Genomic DNA, 20,815 nt, shown 5'->3' on the forward strand with positions numbered 1-20,815 from the left:
AAACCAATGACCCCCCCCTTGAGCTTTAAATCCGACACGTTCGCGGATCTGCCAATTTCTGACTTGAAGATCCGACGCTTAGGCTACGGCGTCATCCTAGTAGTATTCGGCATCTTCGGTGGCTGGGCTGCCTTGGCGCCAATTGATGGCGCGGTGCATGCCCCTGGCGTAGTGACCGTGCAAAGCTACCGCAAGACCGTCTCCCACCTTGAAGGCGGTATTGTCAAAGAAGTCCTGGTGCATGACGGCGATATGGTCAAAAAAGGCGATCCACTGATCGTTCTAGATGAATCCCAGCTACTCGCTGAGCGTGACGTAAGCCACAATCTGCTGGTTGCAGCGAGAGTCATGGAGGCCCGGTTGGTCGCAGAGCGTGACGATCTCCCCGCCATTGACTTCAGTAGACTCCCTGAGGCCGGTACACCCCGCCTCAAAGAGGCCGAAGCTGGCGAGATCCAAGTGTTCAACGCCCGGCGCGGTGCACGCCTCGGCCAGATTGCGGTGCTTCAGGAGCGCGTAGGCCAATTGCATCAGCAGATCAAGGGCACCGAGTCCATGATCAACACCAAAGGCAACCTGGAAAAATCCTACAACAGCGAAATCGGCGATCTCGACGAATTACTCAAGGAGGGCTTCGTCGACAAGCAACGCCTGCTTGACTCCCAACGCAAGCTTGACATGTTGCATACGGAAGTGGCCGATCACCGCTCGACCATCACCAAGACCCGACTGCAGATCAACGAGACCCAACTGCAGATCTTGCAGATCAACAAAGACTTTCAGTCTGAGATTTCCAAGCAGCTTGCAGAAACCCAGACCAAGGTATATGAACTGCAGGAGCGAACTGCAGCACTGGATGACCGACTCAAACGCATCATCATTCGCTCGCCCGAAGACGGCATGGTTATCGGCATGACCGTGCATACTGAGGGTGGTACCGTGCGGCCAGCCACGCCGCTACTCGATATTGTGCCATCGGTATCTGACCTCGTGGTCGAAGCCGAGGTGCCGACGAATGATATCAACCGCATCGCCATCGGCAGGAAGTCAGACATTCGCTTCAGCGCCTTCAACACCGCCACCACCCCAGTGATCGAAGGGGAGGTAATCAACGTTTCGGGCGACCGTCTGACTAACGAAAAAACAGGCGTGCCGTACTACCTCGCGCGTATCAAGGTGACGCCCGAAGGCATGCAGAAGCTTGATAAGCGCGAGCTCAAGCTGTTGGCAGGAATGCCCGCCGAAGTGCTGATCAAGACCGGTGAACGCACCATGCTTCAATATATCCTGCAGCCGGCACGTAACGCGATTGCCCAGTCGATGATTGAGGAGTGATTGTGCGTCGTTTGTTTCCCTGTTTCATGATCGGCGTCCTGGCGATACCAGCCCATGCTGTCGAACCCAAAACCGCTGAGCCCTCCATCCCCAAACCACCGCCAGAGAGTGTCAGCATCAAAACATACGCGACCGACCTGATGCAGCTTTACCGTGAGTCACGCCTTGAAGACCCACGCGTGCTGGCGTCCTACTCGAAAGCTCAGTCGAGTAAGGAGCAGCAACGCGAAGCTCTCGGTGGCTTGCTGCCTCAGGTTCAAATGAACGCGGGTAAGAATCGAATTACTCAAAGCAACTCATTGATCCGCCAATCCTACAGTAGCGAGAGCTACAGCATTTCCCTCAGCCAGGCCCTCTACAACAAGTCGGCATGGGAGAACTGGAAGAAATTCAAAAGCCTCGCCAAGCAAACCGAATCCGAGTCGGAAGAGGCGCAGGCGGAGGCCACAGTGGATTTGGCACAGCGTTACTTTGCGGCGCTCGCCGCTGACGATGAACTGAGCCTAGTGCAGGCAGAACTGGGTGTCACACAAAAGAATCTCGACCGAGTCAATGCCCTGCTCGCCAAGCAGATGGCAAAAATTACCGACCAACTTGATCTTCAGACTCGCGTCGATTCGCTGACCGCCCAAGAGGTGGAAGCCAAGAATCAGGTGCGCCTAAGCCGCGAAGCGCTCTCGGAAATTATTGGCCGGCCGGTACAAGAGCGCCTGAGTCGCGTTCGCGACGACGTGGAATTGCAGGTCTCTAACCAAAGCCTGGAAGAATGGGTGCGAACGGCGGTGGCGAAGAACCCGCAGGTAAAAGCTGCCGAAAGTGCGCTAGAAGCGGCAGAAGCAGCAGTTCGCGGTGGCAAAGGCGGTCACTACCCTACCTTGAGCCTAAATCTTGGCGCTCAGCAGACCAACGAAGGCTACAATAACGCTATTGCCCCCCGTACCGACAGTTACGTAGCGGGCGTCAACTTACAGATTCCAATCTACAGTGGGGGCTCCACTTCGGCGCGAGCTCGGGGCCTGTATCAGGACCAGCTGACGACGGAGCAACAGCTGATCGCCACACGCCGCCAGGTCACTAAGGAAACCACGAACGCCTATTTGACCGCTGACTCCAGCGCTGTGAAGCTGCGCGCTAACCGAAACGCCCTAATCTCTGCCGAAAAATCACGTATAGCCGCGGAAAAAGCCTTTGCCTATGGTGTAGTCAACGCAGTCGATGTGCTAACCGCGACGCAGAACGAGTTCACAGTGCGTCGTGACCTCCTTAAAACACAATACGATTTCATCACCAACCTATTCATTCTCAACCGCTGGGCCGGCAAGCTTTCTTCGGAGAGCGTTGAAAGCGTCAATGCCTGGTTGAGTCAAAAACTTTAAACGTGAACCGTCCCTTACCGGAACATCTATAATGAATGCAACCCATAAGAGAGCTATCATCACCGGTATAACAGGTCAGGATGGAGCCTATCTGACTCAACTGTTGCTGGAAAAAGGATACAAGGTTTACGGCACCTACCGCCGCACCAGTTCTGTGAATTTCTGGCGACTCGACGAACTCGGCGTTACGAATCATGAAAACTTGGAGCTGATAGAGCACGATCTCACCGATCTAGCTGCAAGTATACGCCTTATGCAGAAAGCGGATCCGTGTGAGGTATATAACCTTGCCGCACAAAGCTTCGTCGGCGTGTCGTTTGACCAGCCAATCACCACTGGGGAAATCACTGGCCTTGGCGCGTTGAACTTGCTGGAGGCCATCCGAATCGTTAATCCCCAAATCCGTTTTTATCAAGCCTCAACTTCCGAGATGTTTGGCAAGGTCCAAGCCACCCCACAAATCGAGTCTACGCCGTTCTATCCTCGCAGCCCCTATGGCGTGGCTAAACTCTATGCCCATTGGATGACCATCAACTACCGCGAGTCCTATGACATCTTCGGCTCTAGCGGGATCCTGTTCAATCACGAATCCCCATTACGCGGCAAGGAGTTTGTGACTCGCAAGATTACCGATGGCGTCGCGCGAATTCACCTTGGCAAACAGGATCTACTGGAATTGGGAAACATGGACGCCAAGCGCGACTGGGGCTTCGCCAAGGAGTACGTCGAAGGAATGTGGCGTATGCTGCAGGCCGACCGGCCCGACACCTATGTGCTAGCCACCAATCGTACCGAAACCGTTCGCGACTTCGTTTCCATGGCTTTCAAAGCGGTGGACATTGCACTGGAGTGGAAAGGCAAGGAAAACACTGAGCATGCTATCGATCTCAAGACCGGCAAGACTGTAGTGCGCGTCAATCCTAAATTCTATCGTCCAGCCGAAGTCGACCTCTTGATCGGCGATGCAGACAAAGCACGCCGTGAACTAGGCTGGAAACCCAGCACGACCCTTGAGCAATTGTGCCAGTTGATGGTAGACGCCGATCTCAAGCGCGCCCAAACGGGTTATTCATTCTGATATCCCTCGTCGCGGACCTGCATCAGCAGGACCGCGACCGCCTAATTGCCTCTTAATATATTCTGTTCAGATGCCTTGCAGGCACCCTGCATTGATGTAGGCGGCGTTTCAGCAGAGGAGCAGCGCTAGCTCAGTCCTATCATTTCCCAACCCTTTGGGTGATGATAGAATCTTACGATTCTTAAGGACTCAAAACTGACCGAGTCGTCACTTGGCGAATTCATTTTGGACATTATGCTTTTGACCCCTTTACGCTTAGCGCGGCTCATACACGAGAAATTGCCTGGAGTCGCAGCGGATCCGGCCGTCAATTCATGACGACTATCGCCGCCGCCTCCTTGGTCATGGGCTCCAGCACTGCAAGAAAACGATATACCCATGAAGCCCTGGAATCAGGCGATGCCGCCGGACACTGTCAATGCCAGAGCAACGACGTCCCCACGCTGTGTATCAGCGACCCACATTAGGAATGTCTCGCTTGAATACATCTATTCTCGAATTATGGCATGCTCGCCACTTCATCAAGAACTCGATCAGGAATGAGTTCATCACCCGCGTGGTACGCAGCCGCCTCGGCCTCGTGTGGATTGTAATATATCCTCTTGCCCAAGTTGTGATTTATGCATTCGTGCTTTCCGTGATTATGGCCGCCAAACTACCGGGCCTGAACAATACCTATGCGTATCCCATCTACCTCACAGCGGGAATTCTGGCTTGGAGCTTGTTTGCCGAAATACTCGGGCGCTGCCTAAATGTCTTTATAGAAAATGGTAACTTGCTCAAAAAGATGGTATTCCCACGACTCGCGCTGCCTACGATTGTCTGCGGGAGCGCCCTGTTAAATAATCTTGTACTACTTGCATCTGTGCTGCTGATTTTTTCATTACTGGGTCACGCACCAAGCTTTCACTTACTCTGGCTACCGGTACTAACCCTTCTGACGATAGGGCTTGCGCTCGGACTTGGCTTGGCGCTCGGGGTATTGAATGTATTCTTCCGAGATATCGGACAACTCGTAAGCATTACCTTGCAATTTAGTTTCTGGCTAACACCAATCGTCTACAATATCGATTTAATCCCCGAGCAGTACCGCCATTACATTTATTTGAACCCCATGAGTGGAATCGTCCAAGCTTATCAAAGCATTCTGGTGTATCGCAACCCTCCTGATTTTTGGATACTGCTCTACCCGATGATCTTTGAAGGGGTAGCTCTGCTATTCGCGGTGTTTCTCTATCGACGTGCAATTGATGAAGTAGTGGATGTTTTATGACAACAGCCTTGAGCGTTGAGGGTATTGGCAAATCCTTCAATCAGTATCCGCGTGAAATTCATCGATTGCTCTCGTGGCTAGGTTTATCGGTGCCCTCAGTTCAGCACAAATGGGTTTTGCATGACATCTCCTTTGCCTTGCAGCCCGGCGAGGCAGTCGGCCTCATTGGCCTCAATGGCGCCGGCAAGAGCACGCTACTGAAGATTATCACCGGCACGCTAAAGCCCAGCAAGGGACACGTCCAGCTTAATGGCCGTGTGGCAGCTATTCTTGAACTGGGCATGGGGTTTCATCCCGATCTGACCGGGCGACAGAACGTTTATCATGTGGCTGGTCTGATGGGATTTTCTCAACAGCAAATCGATGGTGTCATTGATGCGATTCATGCCTTCTCAGAAATTGGTGACTACTTCGAGTTGCCCGTCCGAGTTTACTCCAGTGGCATGCAGGCGCGTTTGGCTTTTGCCATAGCTACAGCGCAACGCCCGGAAATTCTCATTGTTGATGAAGCATTGTCTGTGGGTGACGCCTACTTCCAACATAAAAGCTTTGACCGTATTCGTCAATTTACGCGCCAAGGCACCACTTTACTGTTGGTAAGCCATGACAAACAAGCCATCCAGAGTATCTGCAGCCGGGCAATTCTTCTGGACGGTGGGACAGTTAAGATGGAGGGTGAGCCGAATGCTGTCATGGACTATTATAATGCTCTCTTGGCCGCCCACCAAGATCAACAGATCATCGCCAACCCCCAGAGCAATGGCGCGTTGCTTTCAGGGACAGGTGATATTCGATTCACCCAATATCATCTGTGCAACGCTCAAGGTAAGCCTGTTGAGATTATCGATGTTGGCCAAATGGTCCACCTGACCGTTTTAGCCCATGCTCACACAGACCTTCCAGATCTCGTTCTTGGCTTCCTGATTAAGGACCGCTACGGTCAAGACGTGTTCGGCACCAACACGCGTCTACTAGACAAGGTTTTCTACAACATCAAGGCCGGCGCCAAACTGTCATGGTCCTTTATGTTCCCTGCCAACATCGGACCCGGTACTTATTCTATAACCTTGGCACTGCATAGTTTCGCCGGCCATGTTGAACGCAACTACGCCTGGCAAGAACGAGCTTTAATGTTCGAAATCGTTAACCATAGCCAAACTGAGTTCGCCGGAGTTGTTTGGTTGGATGCGCAACTGGAGAGCAGTCAACAATATGAGTGATGATTTCTATCGTGCACTGGAGGAGCGCTTCCGAGCCTCCCGTGAAATAATTCGTTCGCGCCTTGAGGGCTACAGCCCCTTCATTGCTGCCCTGCGGCAAACCAAACCTAACCCTAAAGCATTCGATATCGGTTGCGGCCGCGGCGAGTGGCTGCAACTCCTCACAGAATATGGCGTAGACGCGCAAGGTGTCGACCTCGACAACTCGATGCTCGAGGCCTGTCACAACCGCGGTTTGAACGCACGTAATCACGATGCGCTGGAGGCGCTACAGGCGCTCCCAGAGGGGAGCCTCGACTTGATCTCGGCATTTCACGTCGTTGAGCATCTGACGTTCGATTATCTCCGAGCCCTGCTAAAAGAGGCACATCGCACGCTGAGTCAGGACGGGCTGTTGATCCTGGAAACACCAAATGCTGAAAACTTGATTGTAGGGACTACGAATTTTTATCTGGACCCTACACATCAGCGTCCGGTACCTGCACTTTTCCTGGATTTTTTCTGCCAGTACTCCGGTTTTGCGCAGAGCAAGATTGTGCGGCTCCAGGATGACCCACAGCTACAAGCCCAAGAAGCTCACATTGGCCTCTGGCAGGTTTTGTACGGTGTGAGCCCCGACTATGCGATCGTCGCACGCAAGTGCTTGCCAGAGGCAGGGAAGCAGGATGCCTTTGCCAAACTGTTCGCCGATAGTTATGGTTTGGATCTAGCTACGCTTGCCCAGCGTCACGATCAAATTATTCAACAGCAATTCAGTGCCCAAGCTGAGTACATCGATAATTTGATTCGCTCCCTAGGCGAACGTACCGATCACCTGACCAAGCTCTGCAATACCAACATCGAGCGCGCTGAAAAAGTCGACGCTGAATTGCAACGAATCTACCGAAGCCGGTCCTGGCGCATCACCCGTCCAATGCGGGAGCTTGCTGATATCCTGCGTCATAGGGACCGCGATCACCTTAAGCGGATGCTGGTCGCGCCTTTGCTTGCAGCGCGCGGGTATATAGGTCGCAGACCGAAACTGTTTCTCGCTCTAAATAGAGCTATAAAGGCGGTCCCTGGACTTGAAACATACCTACGCCAGGCAAGCCGCGCGCTCAGCCGCATGAGCCAACCTGCCCAGTCTGAGCTGCTGACCGGTTACTCGCCTCGTGTTCTGTACCTGAGCAAACAATTGCATCGGGCACTGGAGCCTCGCGCCCCTTTGGCTGAACTCCAGCCGCATGGAAGACCTCGTCTAGCCTTTGTTTCTCCAATACCACCGGACCGTACAGGGATTGCCGACTACAGCGCCGAGCTGCTGCCAGCCCTGGCTAAGTACTACGACATTGATGTCATCGTGGCCAACACAGGTTCACCCCATAGCCTGGAGCCTCGTTTTCAACTGCGCGATGACTCCTGGCTGCGCCAGCACGCCGCAGACTATCACGCCGTGCTTTATCACTTCGGCAACTCGCCTTGGCATTGCTACATGGTCGAATTGCTCGAAGAAGTTCCCGGTATCATCGTTCTGCACGATTTCTACCTCAGTGGGCTGATCTGGTCGATGGCTGGACAGCCTGGTTTCGACAGCCTCAAGATGCGTGAGCTCTACTACAGCCATGGCTACTGTGCGCTGATTGAAGCGCAGAACGATGAACGCCAGGTTGCGATGCGATATCCATTCAACCGCAGCATCCTTGAGAAAGCTCAAGGTGTGATCGTGCACTCAGCCGTATCTTTACGGCTGGCTGAGCAATGGTACGGCCCACAGGCGGCTTCGGATTGGGCGCAGATTCCGCTGCTGCGCGAGCTGGCAAACGTAGGCGACGATGCTCGGAATATTGCCCGTAGAACTTTGGGCGTGGCTGACGATGCGTTCGTCGTCTGTAGTTTCGGTATGCTCGGAGAAACTAAGCTCAACGACACGCTGATCAATGCCTGGCTCCAATCGGACCTAGCCAACGATGAGCGCTGCCAGTTGGTGTTCGTGGGGGAACTGGGTGCTGACGAATACTGTAAGCAGTTACGCAAACTGCTTGCCAACAAGGGTGCGAGATCGCGGATTACAGTAACGGGATGGGCGGACACCTCTACCTTTAAGAATTACCTATTTGCAGCCGACCTGGCCGTTCAACTGCGCCGTCTTTCGCGCGGGGAAACGTCTGCTGCAGTACTCGACTGCATGAATCATTGCCTGGCAACTATCGTCAATGCCAACGGCAGCATGGCCGACTTGCCGAATCAAGCAGTCTACTGTCTGCCCGATCAGTTTGAGGTTGAGCAGCTGACAGAAGCCTTGCAGCACCTGCGGCACGATGATGTAGCACGCACGGCATTGGGGCTGCGTGCTCGCGAGCATATCGAGCGTCAACATACGCCAGCACATTGCGCGGCGCTGTATCACACTGCTATCGAGGAATATGTTCGGCAAGATCGAGGGCGCAGACAGGAGCTGCGGGAGGCTGTGCTGGCAGCGTCGCTGACGCCGGAGGCGACTGACGGGATGCTCGCTCTTGTGGAAAATCTGCTTCAAGGCACGAGCGATCCGCTACGTCCACGCCAGCTGCTGCTGGACATCAGCGGCACCTGTGCCCTAGATCGTCACAGCGGTATTGAGCGCGTAGCCAAGGCGTTAACGCTTGCGCTGCTCAAAAGCCCCCCCGTAGGAGTACGGGTTGAGACTGTCTATTTGTCCAATACGGGCGGGCATTGGCATTATCGATATGCTAATGCTTTTACCAGTCGTTTACTAAATCTGCCAAACGTCTTAATCGATCAAGCAATCGATTACGGCCCCGGTGACCAATTAATCGCCTTGGATATTTCGGGCAATCAGCTGACTCAGGCTAGCCAGTCTGGCTTGTTCAGGACGATGCAGGAGAGGGGCGTCAACTGCCAGGTGCTTATCCACGATGTGCTGCCCGTGACCCGCCCTGAACTTTTCCCACCTCAGAGCAACAGGCACTTTACCGAATGGTTGTTGCATGTAGCTATGTTCGATGGCGCTGTATGTGTTACCAAGACAGTGGCCGGGGAGTTTCGCAAGTGGGTCAAGGAAACCCTACCGCAACGCGCCGCCGATTACACTTTCAATTACTCACACCATGGCGCGGATTTGGCCAATTCAGCACCCAGCATGGGATTGCCCGACAATGCACAAGAACTATTGACTGTCATGGCACAGCGCCCGACAGTTTTGATGGTCGGCACACTGGAACCACGCAAAGGCTATTTGCAGAGTGTGGAAGCATTCCGCTTACTCTGGCAGCAAGGCATGGACGTCAACTTGGTGATCGTCGGACGGGCAGGCTGGCAACATTTGCCCATCGACCAGCAGCGCAACATTCCCCAATTGCTGGAACGGCTTGTCCAACATCCGGAGAACGGACGGCGGCTATTGTGGCTTGACGGACCGTCTGATGAGTTTCTTGAACGCATCTATGCGCAGGCCGATGGACTGCTAGCAGCGTCGGAAGATGAGGGCTTTGGCCTACCCTTGATCGAAGCCGCGCAGAACGGGCTACCAATTCTGGCACGAGACATTCCGGTATTCCGAGAAGTAGCAGGTGAGCATGCTTGTTATTTCACTGCGGAAGAACCCCAGCAACTGGCCGATGCAATTGCTCATTGGATACAAAAAGGCTTCCAGCCATCCTCCAAAGGCATGCCCTGGCTCACCTGGCAGCAGAGCGCTGACAATCTCCACAGCCTGCTGCTTAACCGTAGGTCGGAGGAATGATCCAGCCAGCCGCAGCCTGAATGGCTGCGGTAGTCCAATGACTTCAATGTTCCAAGGCCAATGGATACCACAAATGGTTGCCCCCATCTTGGTAAATCCGAGACAGGATAGCTTGTGTGCACTCCAGAATTTGGCTATTTTTCGATATTTTGCGAGAGCCTCAAGCGTGAGCCTTCCACCCTTAGCGTCCGTAGCGCGAACCAATTACTACCCCTATATCGACGGCTTGCGCGCGCTTGCCGTTCTCGCCGTCTTTCTCTACCACCTGCACGGACCTTGGCTGCCAGGTGGGTTCGTGGGAGTGGATGTATTCTTCGTCATCTCCGGATTTGTAGTAAGTGCCTCTATAGCAAGTTTTCGGGGGCATGGCCTGATGCAGTTTTTATCGTATTTTTACGCTCGCCGCATCAAGCGAATCTTCCCTGCCCTAATTGTCTGCCTTCTAGTTACGGCATATGTCACGGCCTTATTTGTGCCGGCGTCGTGGCTCAGTGCAGTAAACCAAAAAACGGGGCTATATGCGTTTTTTGGACTGAGCAACTTCATCTTGGCCCAGACGGGCCGTGACTACTTTGCCCCGACTACTGAATACAACCCCTACACCCACACTTGGTCCTTGGCCGTCGAAGAACAGTTTTACTTGGTATTTCCTTTCCTGTTCCTGGCTTGGCTAAGCAGCCGTAGAGGGCGTATATTATCCATCGCCTTATTTGTGTCTGCCGGGCTCGCATCATTAGCTTTTGCCGCCTGGCAGAGCAGCGCAAGCCCTACAGAAGCTTACTTCTTGCCCCTTAGCCGCTTCTGGGAACTAGCCGCAGGAGTCCTACTGTTCCAGCTTACGCAACAAAACCCAGCACAGGACACCGTAACACCGAACCCGCGACGTGGCGTGCTCGGTGCACTGTCCCTGCTGTTACTGCTTTGTGGACTGATTTTCTCCTCGTCTACTCACTTCCCTTTCCCCGGCGCTGTGCCTGCCGTTGCCGGAACCCTGGGAGTAATTTACTTCTTGCATCGCCACCAGCAGCTTAAGCGTCTGCACAAATTGCTGGGCAACCCATATCTCGTTTACATCGGCCGAATTTCCTACTCTCTTTATCTCTGGCACTGGCCGGTATTCGTATTTTTCCGTTGGACCGTAGGCCTCGATACTCCACTCTTGCGAGCACTAGCAGCTATCGTGGCGTTCATTCTGGCCATTGCTTCGTATACCCTGATCGAAAATCCGATACGCCACGCACTTAGCCTGCGGCGCTTGCCCCAAATAGCCATCATCTTGCTCGGCATGGGTTGCATCGGTGGTAGCTGGTGGGGAGCAAACCAACTGTCGGTGCACCTTCACCAAATCTCCCTCAGCACCTTGAGCAAGAACCAAGACGAGTGGTATCCCCATGGGCCGTATTACAGCGCCGACCATCCAGGCTGTCTTGCTGAACCGGAATATCACACAGTAGGCGGCGGCCTGATGATGATCTACAAACCGTACAATTGTGCAACACCGCGCCCACTTAGACCCCGCAGTCTTTATGTCATCGGCGATTCCCATGCCCTCGCCTACGAGGGCCTGTTCAAGCAGTATGCCATTCGCAATAATGTGCAGATATTCGCATATAACAATGGCGGCTGCCCGTTCGTCAGCCTTCAGCCTTTCCGCGAAAATGACAATGCGCAGTGCCAGCAATATGCCAAAGCCTCCCTTGAAGACCTGCGCGAGAGACTCAAGCCAGGGGATGTTTTGTTCCTGGCCTCCTTGCGTCTGGCTCGCCTCTCGGACCAATGGGCAACATTTGATGATGCGGAAGCAAATGCTCAGATGTTTGGGGCAGAGGCTGATGCAGGACGAGAACGCGCGGTCATTGACGCCGTTGCTACACTCAAAACATTCGCTGAAAACGGCGTACAAATCGTCTTTGAAGGACCTAAGCCACTGTTCAGGGCCCCGCCATTCCGCTGCGCCGACTGGTTCAACCACGACAATCCCATTTGCCGACCAGGTTTCAACGTTTCCCGGGACCTCTTAGAGGGCTTCCGTAAACCAGTACTACAATCATACGCAAAGATGATTAATCAGCTCCCCGGGTCATCCGTATGGGACCCGTTCCCGGTATTGTGCCCCGGTAGGGAATGTAACGCATACCGCGACGGCAAGCCTCTGTTCCTTGATGGCGATCATTTAAGCGGAAATGGCAATATGTTCCTACTGCATTCTTTTACAGATTTCATGGAAATCCGCCTTGCTCCCTCGGGAGCATCTTAACGCACCCCTTACGTGGAAAATCACCATCCATCATTGTCAGATGGCTACCCGATCCGCTAGAGTTGGCGTGATGTCCAAGTGGCTGCTTCGTGGCTCTACAATTAAACGGTATGCTGCATGCAGTCACTGCAAAGAATTCAAAAAAGGGAATAATCTGAGTTTCGGCTTTAGGCACCGGCTGTGGACCGGTAGCATTGATCATGTACCGGGAAGGGGTATAACTCATCATGGCTCTGGCCACTGAGTTCGCCGTTTAATCACGGCTGACAGCTTGGCTTGTGGGTTATCGTTGACCGCCTCGAAGGCCTTCAACTGCATGTAACGTCTTTGCAGGCACCTCTCGTCGTTCTGTTCCAGCAGCATCGCCCCGACTAGCCGCGTGATGGCCGGATCGCTGGGGAAAATCCCCACAACATCGGTGCGGCGTTTGATTTCAGCATTGAGCCGTTCAAGCGTGTTAGTGCTGCCCCACTGCTGCCGGTGCGTCTTGGGAAACGCCAAGTGCGCCAGTACCTCCTCCTCGCAGCCGTCCATGAACGTTGCGATTTTGGAGTACCTCTCTTGCAACTGATCAGCGACCAAGCGCCATTGCCGATGGCGTTCGGCACGGCTGTCCTGGGCGAAGACCGAGCGCAGCAGCGCCGCCACCATGGTGCGCTGGCCGTGGCCGACGTGGGCCATGGCGTTGCGCAGGAAAAGCACGGGACAGCGCTGTCGGGTCGCATTGAAGACTTAGGAAACAGCTCGCTTCACGCCTTCGTGAGCACCGGAAATGACAAGCTTCACGCCTCTCAAGCCTCGGCGCATGAGGCTACGCAGGTAGTCTGCCCAGAACGGTTCGGCTTCAAACGGGCCAGCCCGCATGCCCAGGACTTCGCGACCATCGTCAGTGTTTAGGGCGACGGCAATTCTTACGGCAACCGAGACGATGCGCCCGGCCTCCCGCACCTTGACCTAGTGGTATGATCCAGAGGTAGCGCAAGTCGCCTTCAAGCGGGCGATCAAGGAAAGCGTGAATGCGTTCATCGATCTCGCCTGCCAGGCCTGACATTTGGCTTTTGGCAATGCCGGTCATGCCCATCGCCTTGACCAGCTCTTCCACCGAGCTTGTTTAGAAACGCCTTGAATGCAGGCCTCCTGAATGTATGCAGCCATGGACTTCTCAGCTGTGCGTCGAGGCTCAAGGAAGCCCGGAAAGTAACTGCCCTGGTGCAGCTGGCAGATTTTCAGGTCGACGTGGCTGGCGCGGGTTGGCCACGGGCGGTCACAGTGGCCATCTCGGCTGTTTGTCCGGTCTGGGCTTTTGACCTCGAAGCCGGCACAGCACAGGCCTTCGACGTCGAACTCCATCATGCGCCGGGCAACGAACTGAACCATTTGCTTGAGCAGCTCCGCATCTGTCCCTTTCTCAACCAACTCGGTCAATGCGACAGTGGGCTTGGATCGTGGTTTCTCTGATGAAGGTTAATTCCGAAACTCAACGTTAGCCAAGAACCACGATGACCATCCTCTTTCGCTCGCAGGGCGCCTTCGGCTGGTTCAGTTACACCAGTTCCCGGGACCCACTCGGTAGCATAGGCGGATACCGTATTAGATGGAAAACAAGCGAGGCATATGACGCCGCTGGCTATTTATGATAAGCGGAGGCGCCTCCACCCGAAATACAGCCCGCTCCAGAGAAGCGCTTGGACAGCAAACTCGGGCTGTCGATATGCAAACAGCACATTGAGGTATCGAACGCTCATTAAATGTCATATCGAACCGAGCATCAGCCTCGCAAACATTGTAGCCAGTAAAGTTGCTTGCATTAATATTGCTTCGTATTTGCTCCCGGAGCATACCAAGCGTATGGGGAAGCATGGTCACGACTGCGCTAATGGGCGAACGCATGGAAATATGGGGCGCCGCTGTCAACCCCACCCTGATTGATATGCGCCGCCAAAAACTCCGCACCTGAGCCCAGGAGAGTTTACCAATTTCGGCATCGATCTCCCTCTAAAGTCTTCCGGCGGGCGCGAGGAGTGAAAAGCATGGGAAACTAATCACTCTTCGCGCCGCCTGGGCGTTAGGACTATACGTGACAGACACGAGATTATTTAGTCAGACGCCCATACCGATCTTCGAATCGCACGATATCATCTTCTCCTAAATATGAACCCGATTGCACCTCGATCAACTCCAGCGGCACCTTGCCCGGGTTAGAAAGCGAATGCTTGACACCTAGAGGAATGTAAGTGGATTGGTTTTCCGAAAGGATCAGCTCCTTGTCACCACACACCACCAGAGCCGTACCGGATACCACGATCCAGTGCTCGGCCCGGTGATAATGCAGTTGCAACGACAGGCATTCACCCGGCTCAACCAGGATTCGCTTAACCTGATAACGGTCACCATGATCCACCGTATCATAATAACCCCATGGACGACTCACGAGAGGATGGCTGTCGAACTCGACCCGTTTCTGTGCCTGCAGCTGCTTAACGATCTCTTTGACCTGCTGAGTAGCATGACGATTGGCGATTAGCACCGCGTCCTTGGTCTCGATGACGATAACGTCGTCCAGCCCCACGAGACTGACCAGTCGGTGGTTGGATTGTACCAGCGAGTTACGCGTGTTCATGACGATCACATCGCCTTCAATACGATTGCGCTCGCCATCGTGAGGCCCGACATCCCAAATGGCAGCCCAACTGCCCAAATCATTCCAGCCAGCGTCAAGCTGAACAACCACACCAGCATCGGTGTACTCCATTACCGCATAGTCCACAGAGTCATCTTCGCAAAGAGCGAAATGTTCGGCCTGAACATGCAGGAAATAGCTGTCAGCCACACCATGCTGATAAGCAATTTGGCAGGCGGCAACCATCCGCGGCCGGTACTTTTCCAGCTCGGAGAGAAACACAGAGGCGCGGAACATGAACATACCGCTATTCCACAGATAATTCCCTTCGGCTACGTATTGCGCGGCGACCTCAGGCGAGGGTTTCTCCTTGAATGCAGCAATGGCAGACCCGCCTTCCTTCCATGCATCCCCACATTGGATATAGCCGAAACCGGTTTCAGGGTGGGTTGGCGTAACGCCGAACGTCACCAAGCGCCCCGCCTCGGCATGCATCTCGGCCAGCCGAATGGCATCATGCAAGATGGCTTCATCTGGGATATGATGATCCGCTGGAAGCACCAGCAGCACCGGATCACCGCCACCGGCTATAGCCTCCAGGGCGGCCAAGGCAATTGCCGGAGCAGTGTTGCGCGCCAGTGGCTCCAAGATGATTCTAGAGCTGCTGCTGCCCATGGCACGCAGCTGCTCGGCGACGACAAAACGATGGTTTTCATTGCTGACGATGATGGGTGTCGAATGATCAAGCCCGTTCAAACGTGCCAGCGTACGCTGGAACATAGTTCCCTTGCCTTGACCGTCTAGCTCCAAGAACTGCTTGGGCATGCTCTGACGCGATAGCGGCCATAGGCGGGATCCATTACCGCCAGCCAGAATGACAGGGGTGAACATCAAGAAAGCTCCGTTCAATAGGTAAACCTCGCAGAGCACGGATTATCAGAGACAAGGTGTCTAGGGCGCAACAGTAATCTGGGTCATGCTCCAGAAGCCGTCGGAAGCCATCATTCATACCCCTCGAGCCGCCACCCCATCTGGAACATTTTTTCAACGCTCGACCTGATAGACTGAGCCCATCGTTCCTCTAGGCAACATCCTCCAATGAAACTTCTTCTCAATACCGAATCGCTGGTGCCGCCGTTGACAGGAATTGGCAATTACACGTACCACCTGATCGAGCAGTTACTGAAGCAAAACATTGAAACGATTCAGTGCTTCCACGGCTCCCATTTCAATGCAGCGCAACAGAGCCTCACCGAATGCATGGCTGCCAGTATCGACTACAACCTGAATACCTCAAACCAACAAGCCACCCAAGCTCGCAACGTACGTACATTGCTGCGGGACTTCGCCTTTGCCTATAGAGCTCGTGAGCTATGGCGAAATACCCAATTGAGGATGCAGGCGCGCCGATTCCGTTCATTTGTCTACCATGAGCCGAATTTTATCCTTAAAGCTCACTCAGGCCCGAGTGTCGCGACCATCCATGATCTCTCATTTCTTCATTACCCTCAATTTCACCCCCGTAAGCGCGTCGAGTGGCTGACCACACAATTACCGAAGACACTTGCACGGGCCGACTTTCTGATCACCGATTCGGATGTGGTACGAGATGAACTGATTAGCGATTTCGGGGTGGCTGCTGACAGGGTAAGCACTGTATACCTCGGCGCTAGCGACACCTTTCGCCCACACAGCACTAATCAGACCAACGCAACCTTGGCCCACTACGACTTACATCACGGGCAATATGTGCTATTCGTAGGAACCCTGGAGCCTCGAAAGGGCGTTGACGTTCTGATTGAGGCGTGGTACCGCCTACCAGAAACCCTCAGGCAAAATTATCCCTTGGTACTCGCCGGGGCGCCCGGCTGGCAAAACGAGACGCTAAAGGCCCGTATAGCTACCTTGGCGGCCAATCATGGTCTTCGCCACCTGTCGTTTGTGCCCGCCAGTGAGTTGCCAGCACTGTATGCCGGGGCTGGCGTATTCGTTTATCCTTCGCTTTACGAGGGCTTCGGCTTACCCGTGCTAGAGGCTATGAAAAGCAACGCACCTGTGATCTGCACCTCCGACACCTCAATGGCAGAATTCGCTGGCAATGGAGTTTGGCGCGTAGATAAGGGCGATATCGAGCACTTGAGCAACGAGTTGCAATATTTGCTCGAATCACCTGATGAGCGCTACGCTCTGGCAAACCGCGGCTTGGCCAGGGCTGGCGAATTTTCTTGGCAGCGTTGCGCGCGGGAAACTATGGCGATTTACCGCACGGTCAGCCCAGATTGCGTGTCGCTCGTTTAAGGAGTACAACCCGATGCCACGCCTGCTTTTGACAGGAGCCAACGGTTTCGTTGGCAAAATCCTCACCCCCCGGCTTCAGCGGCACGGGTTTCATGTGACGGCGGTGAGCGGTACCAACATCGCCGACCAAAGCACCGCCGATGTTCAGGTCGTCTGCGACATCAACGATGCTCACTCTCTAGCCGCTGTAGTGCGAGAGACTGCCCCGACCCATGTGGTACACCTAGCGGCTGTTTCGCATGTACCCACTAGCTTCATCCAACCGCTACAAACTTGGCAAACTAATGTCATGGGCAGTCTGAATTTGCTGGAAGCTATCCGCACGCATGCCCCCAACGCATTCGTCTTGTTTTCCAGTTCTTCCGAGGTCTACGGCGGAGCATTTCAGCTAGGCGAGCCAGTGAACGAAGACACACAATGTCTGCCGCTCAATCCGTACGCAGCGAGCAAAGTAGCAGCAGAAAGTGCTTTTCGAGAATACTTCCGCCAAGGGCTGGATGGGGTGATCGCCAGGCCTTTCAACCACATTGGCGCGCATCAGTCTCATGATTTCGTCACTGCCTCATTCGCCCGACAGATCGCCCTGATCGAAGCAGACAAACAAGCGCCCATTCTCAAGGTCGGCAACCTCGATGCTCGCCGTGACTTCTTAGATGTGCAAGATGTGTGCTCAGCATACTTAGCTCTGCTTGACTTAACCGGAAATACCGAATACCCCCGTTGTCTGAATATTGCCAGCGGCCATTCACGCCGGATCGGCGAAATGCTCGATGCCCTGTTGGCACAAAGCATCGTCCAGATCGACGTTCAGCTCGATCCTGCCCGCCTGCGACCTTCCGATATTCCCGTCGCCGCAGGGAACAGTGACGCACTGCGCAAAGCAACTAATTGGCAACCCGCAGTACCCATCGAAAAAACATTGAGCGAGCTATTGGATTACTGGCGAAAAAAAATCTGTCATGAAGCAATAATCAGCTGAGATTCCTGACCACTGCCTGCGTACTCCCTCGCTGTCAAAACGGCATTTCTCTGTCCCTGCTCAGATTCTGGGCAGGCACCCGTGGTCTAAGCGGCGTGGAAATGCTGGAAACATTCCTGATGACCGGCCATTGGCACCCGTCAAGCACAGGCTAATCAAGGAGGCCGAGCCACACTGTGCCAAGCCTGGAAGGGAGACCCATTCGAGCAAGATTCAGCCACCCCCTACCGCTAAGTCTAGTTCTGCCTGAAGGTGCTCACATGTTAACACCTCCCGCGCAGCACGACCGGTTGCGGACGGGATCAAGATATCGGTATCCGCAGGCTCACCAAGGATGCTAAATCGTTTACGATTCTGGCGCGCCTTATTAATAATGATCGCATGGCGCTGAGTTTTCAGTTCGGCTGACGCTGTTCTGGCAGCGATCTTTCGACCAATACGCGCCACCAGTAATTCGGCTACACAGATAAAGAAAAAGGCCGGTACGTTGCACACCTGAACGATGCCAAATTTGCTAGGAGCTTTTCATGCACACTCCGAGTCACAACGTCTCTGAGACACCATTGGTAACGGTGATCATCGCGTCTTATAACCACGCGCGCTACGTCGAAGAAAGCATCAACAGCGTTCTCATGCAAACTTACAAAAATATCGAACTGCTGGTCATCGACGACGGCTCGACAGATGACAGCCCTGCTTTACTGAAAAGGCTTCAGGCACAGCACGGCTTCGACCTGCGACTCCAGGCTAACCACGGCCTCGCACGCACCCTCAACGATGCGATAGCGCGGGCCCGGGGAAACCTAATCGTTCCTTTCGGGTCCGACGACATCATGTTGCCTCACCGTATCGCTACCCAGGTGGCATACATGAAGGACAAACCCGATGTGGGGATCTGCTCAGCCAATATCGAAACTATCGACCAAGATGGTCGTATCATGGGCGCGCGCGAACAACGCAACCGTAATCTTCCTTTCCGTCGCCTCGACTTCGACGATATGTTCCTGGACCGTAAGCCCGGCCCAATGGCAGCGACTTTGATGCTGCGCAGAGAAGCATTGGAGAAAGTTGGTGGTTTCAATCCTCAAATTCGACTGGAAGACGTCTATATAGAACTTGCGATTGCGAGGGCGGGCTACTTCATCGACGTACTCGGCGAAGTATTGGCACAATATCGTGACCACCCGAACAACACGTTTAAGAACGGCCGCTTCATGATGAATAACGTTTTGATGACCTATGCAGTGTTCCGTGACCACCCCCAGTACGAGCAGGTATGCATGAGCTTCCGAAACTCGATGTTTTTGAAGTACGCCAATCGTGACAAAAAACTTGCCAGGGAAATTCTGGCGGAGATCCCTGCTAAGTATTGGAATAAAAAAACCTTGCGGGGTGTATTCCGCTTAATCTGCCCTTAAGGCAGCGGTTTTCGCCTCCAATGTATCAGCGATTGAGCATAGACCAAAGCCATCGGCAGCCAGATCAGAAACCAGTGCTCTTTCGGCCGCGACATGAAGGCACTGCCTTCAGTGAGGCCCGATGCAAAACCAAATACTAACCACGTTGCCGCTAGCGTTACACCGTGATGCTTGCGGTGACTCCAACAAAAGTATGCGGCAAGACCATAAAGCACCATCCACAATGCCAACCCCACGATGCCACCAGCATACAAGACCCCCAACTCAATATTGTGCGGGTCGGCAAAAGTTTGATTCATACCAGGGATAATGACAGTCATCGGCGAATCGTAGCCATGCCCCAACCACGGGCTTTCACTGATCTGACGTAGCGCCTCCATCCAAATAGCAGGCCGATAAGAAACACCTCGCTGCGTGATGGCTTCAGGGTAAAGCAAGATGATACTAATCAAAACTACACCGAGCACCGTGATGGCAAGAAGCCCTCGTCGACGGTCGCCTACGAGTAAAAGCCACCCCAAAGCGGCAGTAAGCCCTATCAACGGCGTTCTTGAACCAGTAGCAAGAATCGCTGCACATAATGCAGTTAAACAGATCAGCGACAATGGATTTAAGACGGTACGCGCCTGAAACCATGATGCCAACCAGATCGATGCAAACGCACCAAAAACATGCCCAGTGAGCAACGGGTTATAAAGCGCTCCATAGCCGATTAGGCGCTCGCCGCTGTCTCCTTTGGAAAGAATGAAGTAACTAAATGAACATACTGCTGTCACAGCAGCTAAAACGGCCGCTAAACGCACGCACCGTTGAAGCTGCGAAGGTGACTGCAGCGTGATGATGCCCGCCGATAACAATAACATGGCAATGTACAGCGGACGTTTAGTCAGGCTTCCTGCGGAGCTCTCCGTATCAGACCAAATAATACTCAATACGGTGTAACCACTGAAAACTATAAAGGCGATAAATATGGGATTGACAACTAACCCTCTAAATATACGCGGCTGAAAAGTTATGGCCAGCAGCGTGGGCGCGGCAAGAAACAGATAGAAAAGCCTGTGATAAAGATTTCGATCCCAAGCCCAGAACATCCCTGTAAGAATAATAAGCCAACCTAGGGGCAGCACATAGGTGCTAACCGTGACGCCCAAGCGCTGCGTCGGCAGCATTGTAAAAATATTATCTGACATCTAACGCCTCACGCAAAATTAAAAGATGAAACGCATGCCCTGCGACTGTA

General features: G+C 53.7%; 12 protein-coding genes and 1 pseudogene. 10 read left to right on the top strand and 3 right to left on the bottom strand.

Translation table 11 applies throughout. The annotated features are described in order from the left end of the window. Window positions 1-6: 6 nt before the first annotated feature. The 7 genes from QMX96_RS08055 to QMX96_RS08085 all read left to right on the top strand — a co-directional run bounded on the left by QMX96_RS08055 (window position 7) and on the right by QMX96_RS08085 (window position 12,260). Window positions 7-1,335, top strand: a complete 1,329-nt coding sequence (locus QMX96_RS08055; RefSeq protein WP_282361540.1) for an HlyD family type I secretion periplasmic adaptor subunit — start codon at window positions 7-9, stop codon at window positions 1,333-1,335. After that, on the top strand, window positions 1,332-2,711 hold the full coding sequence (locus QMX96_RS08060) for a TolC family outer membrane protein (protein ID WP_282361541.1): 1,380 nt from the start codon (window positions 1,332-1,334) through the stop codon (window positions 2,709-2,711). Before QMX96_RS08055 ends, QMX96_RS08060 begins: the two co-directional genes overlap by 4 nt. Window positions 2,712-2,742: 31 nt before the next feature. Next, complete coding sequence (gene gmd, locus QMX96_RS08065) at window positions 2,743-3,789, top strand: GDP-mannose 4,6-dehydratase (RefSeq protein WP_282361543.1); 1,047 nt, start codon at window positions 2,743-2,745, stop codon at window positions 3,787-3,789. 469 nt (window positions 3,790-4,258) lie between these two features. Then, on the top strand, window positions 4,259-5,062 hold the full coding sequence (locus QMX96_RS08070; RefSeq protein WP_282361617.1) for an ABC transporter permease: 804 nt from the start codon (window positions 4,259-4,261) through the stop codon (window positions 5,060-5,062). Further along, window positions 5,059-6,282 carry an ABC transporter ATP-binding protein gene (locus QMX96_RS08075; RefSeq protein ID WP_282361544.1) on the top strand — a complete coding sequence of 408 codons (1,224 nt, stop codon included), beginning with the start codon at window positions 5,059-5,061 and terminating at the stop codon, window positions 6,280-6,282. Before QMX96_RS08070 ends, QMX96_RS08075 begins: the two co-directional genes overlap by 4 nt. After that, on the top strand, window positions 6,275-10,003 hold the full coding sequence (locus tag QMX96_RS08080; RefSeq protein WP_282361545.1) for a glycosyltransferase: 3,729 nt from the start codon (window positions 6,275-6,277) through the stop codon (window positions 10,001-10,003). The genes QMX96_RS08075 and QMX96_RS08080 overlap by 8 nt, the downstream gene beginning before the upstream one ends. 73 nt (window positions 10,004-10,076) lie before the next feature. Beyond that, complete coding sequence (locus tag QMX96_RS08085; RefSeq protein ID WP_282361546.1) at window positions 10,077-12,260, top strand: acyltransferase family protein; 2,184 nt, start codon at window positions 10,077-10,079, stop codon at window positions 12,258-12,260. Between the two features lie 225 nt (window positions 12,261-12,485). Here QMX96_RS08085 and QMX96_RS08090 read toward each other — a convergent pair. After that, window positions 12,486-13,685, bottom strand: a pseudogene (locus tag QMX96_RS08090) (IS256 family transposase). 667 nt (window positions 13,686-14,352) lie between these two features. Continuing rightward, window positions 14,353-15,771, bottom strand: coding sequence for a mannose-1-phosphate guanylyltransferase/mannose-6-phosphate isomerase (locus QMX96_RS08095; protein WP_282361547.1), 1,419 nt, complete (start codon window positions 15,769-15,771; stop codon window positions 14,353-14,355). Between the two features lie 207 nt (window positions 15,772-15,978). Between QMX96_RS08095 and QMX96_RS08100 the strand changes: the two genes are divergently transcribed. The 3 genes from QMX96_RS08100 (at window position 15,979) to QMX96_RS08110 (ending at window position 19,575) form a co-directional block, all read left to right on the top strand. Further along, window positions 15,979-17,178, top strand: a complete 1,200-nt coding sequence (locus QMX96_RS08100) for a glycosyltransferase family 1 protein (RefSeq protein WP_282361548.1) — start codon at window positions 15,979-15,981, stop codon at window positions 17,176-17,178. Between the two features lie 13 nt (window positions 17,179-17,191). Next, entirely contained in the window at window positions 17,192-18,157 is a 966-nt protein-coding gene (locus QMX96_RS08105; protein ID WP_282361550.1) for a GDP-mannose 4,6-dehydratase, read from the top strand. A gap of 527 nt (window positions 18,158-18,684) precedes the next feature. Next, on the top strand, window positions 18,685-19,575 hold the full coding sequence (locus QMX96_RS08110; RefSeq protein ID WP_282361551.1) for a glycosyltransferase: 891 nt from the start codon (window positions 18,685-18,687) through the stop codon (window positions 19,573-19,575). Here the strand turns inward: QMX96_RS08110 and QMX96_RS08115 are convergent. Further along, window positions 19,572-20,765, bottom strand: a complete 1,194-nt coding sequence (locus QMX96_RS08115; RefSeq protein WP_282361552.1) for an O-antigen ligase family protein — start codon at window positions 20,763-20,765, stop codon at window positions 19,572-19,574. The genes QMX96_RS08110 and QMX96_RS08115 overlap by 4 nt on opposite strands. Between the last annotated feature and the right edge of the window lie 50 nt (window positions 20,766-20,815).

The sequence above is a fragment of the Pseudomonas sp. PS01300 genome, from assembly GCF_029960155.1.
Taxonomy (GTDB): domain Bacteria; phylum Pseudomonadota; class Gammaproteobacteria; order Pseudomonadales; family Pseudomonadaceae; genus Aquipseudomonas; species Aquipseudomonas palmensis.

Coding starts and splice junctions, on each gene's coding strand:
- QMX96_RS08055 (WP_282361540.1), top strand. CDS start 7: ATGACCCCCCCCTTGAGCTTTAAATCCGACACGTTCGCGGATCTGCCA.
- gmd (WP_282361543.1), top strand. CDS start 2,743: ATGAATGCAACCCATAAGAGAGCTATCATCACCGGTATAACAGGTCAG.
- QMX96_RS08070 (WP_282361617.1), top strand. CDS start 4,259: ATGTCTCGCTTGAATACATCTATTCTCGAATTATGGCATGCTCGCCAC.
- QMX96_RS08075 (WP_282361544.1), top strand. CDS start 5,059: ATGACAACAGCCTTGAGCGTTGAGGGTATTGGCAAATCCTTCAATCAG.
- QMX96_RS08080 (WP_282361545.1), top strand. CDS start 6,275: ATGAGTGATGATTTCTATCGTGCACTGGAGGAGCGCTTCCGAGCCTCC.
- QMX96_RS08085 (WP_282361546.1), top strand. CDS start 10,077: ATGGTTGCCCCCATCTTGGTAAATCCGAGACAGGATAGCTTGTGTGCA.
- QMX96_RS08095 (WP_282361547.1), bottom strand. CDS start 15,771: ATGTTCACCCCTGTCATTCTGGCTGGCGGTAATGGATCCCGCCTATGG.
- QMX96_RS08100 (WP_282361548.1), top strand. CDS start 15,979: ATGAAACTTCTTCTCAATACCGAATCGCTGGTGCCGCCGTTGACAGGA.
- QMX96_RS08105 (WP_282361550.1), top strand. CDS start 17,192: ATGCCACGCCTGCTTTTGACAGGAGCCAACGGTTTCGTTGGCAAAATC.
- QMX96_RS08110 (WP_282361551.1), top strand. CDS start 18,685: ATGCACACTCCGAGTCACAACGTCTCTGAGACACCATTGGTAACGGTG.
- QMX96_RS08115 (WP_282361552.1), bottom strand. CDS start 20,765: ATGTCAGATAATATTTTTACAATGCTGCCGACGCAGCGCTTGGGCGTC.